Genomic DNA, 1,376 nt, shown 5'->3' with positions numbered 1-1,376 from the left:
CCCTTCAGCACGTTTTGCCGGTCCACAACGAGCAGCGAGTCAACACGTTTTTCTCTCATCAGCTGAATCGCCTGAGAAAGCGTTTTGTCCGCAGATACCGTCACCGGCGTTCTGTTCATCATTTGCTCTACCCGCTCGATATCCGGTCTTGACTGAATCAGGCGCTCTTTCCCGATAAATTCTTCAACAAACTCATTTGCCGGGTTTCGAAGAATCTCATCAGGTGTGCCGACTTGAACGATTTCTCCCGCTTTTAATATCACAATCCTGTCAGCAAGCTTAATCGCTTCATCCATATCGTGGGTTACAAACACAATCGTTTTGTTTAAGGTTCTCTGCAGTTTTTTGAATTCTTCCTGAAGGGAATCACGCGTAATCGGATCAAGCGCTCCGAACGGTTCATCCATTAAAATGAGAGGGGGTTCCGCTGCCAGGGCGCGCAGCACGCCGATTCTCTGCTGCTGTCCGCCGCTGAGCTCATGCGGATAACGGTCTAAATACTCCGGGCCCATATCCACAAGCTTTAACAGCTCGCGCGCCCGTTCTTTCCGCTTTTCCTCAGGCCATTTCAGCAGCTTTGGTACGAGTGAGATGTTCTGCTGGATGGTCATATGGGGGAACAAACCAATCTGCTGAATCACATAGCCGATTTTTCTCCTCAGCTCAACCGGGTCCTGTTCCATAATATTTTCTCCGTCGATAAAGATCCTTCCAGACGATGGTTCTATCAGTCTGTTGATCATCTTCATCGTCGTCGTTTTTCCACAGCCGCTCGGGCCGATAAAACAGATAAATTCACCTTTGGCAATATCTAAATCAATGCTGTTCACAGCTTTTTTGCCGCCTTTATATACTTTTGACACTTGTTCCAATTTCAGCAATCCGTGCACCTCCGCAGGTTTCCTTTAAATTTTCTGAAAAGTATAATCCTTATTATAGTTTGAACTTTGTAAAATAAAAAGTTTACAATGTGTTGAAATTATATGTTATTTATAGATTATTTATTGTTATGACCGAGACGGAAAGGGTGTTCTTACAATTACGCCGGATACCTCCCACTTCCTCTGCATTCAGCTATTTTCAACACCAGGAAGAAATATGATATATTGACACCATCAATTGCCATTTGAAGGGATGATCAGCTGTGAAAAAAACCGCTCTCGACATCATTGAACATGCTGAAGAGCATCTCATTGAGAAGATTGCCGAAAATATGCATACGTTTGGAATGCCTTCAACTGTCGGACGTGTGCTCGGAATTATTTATATGAATCGAAAACCAATGACCTTAAGCGAGCTCTCTGAGGCAACGGGCATGAGCAAAACACGGATGAGCCAGGTTGTCCGGGAAATGATCGATGCCAATATCGCCGAAA

General features: G+C 44.7%; 1 protein-coding gene and 1 pseudogene. One reads left to right on the top strand and one right to left on the bottom strand.

What is annotated here, in order from left to right; all coding sequences use genetic code 11:
- Positions 1 to 881, bottom strand: an 881-nt coding sequence (opuCA, locus tag ACWHAR_RS21420) for an osmoprotectant ABC transporter ATP-binding protein OpuCA (protein ID WP_452087762.1), incomplete at its 3' end; no start/stop codon positions are given.
- A 263-nt stretch (positions 882 to 1,144) separates the two neighbouring features.
- Here opuCA and opcR point away from each other — a divergent pair.
- Positions 1,145 to 1,376: pseudogene (gene opcR, locus ACWHAR_RS21415) on the top strand (opuC operon transcriptional regulator OpcR); the annotation flags it as partial.

Source organism: Bacillus sp. LR--39 (assembly GCF_053613335.1).
The sequence above is the reverse complement of the archived record's forward strand: the minus strand, read 5'-3'. Positions and strand labels throughout refer to the sequence as shown.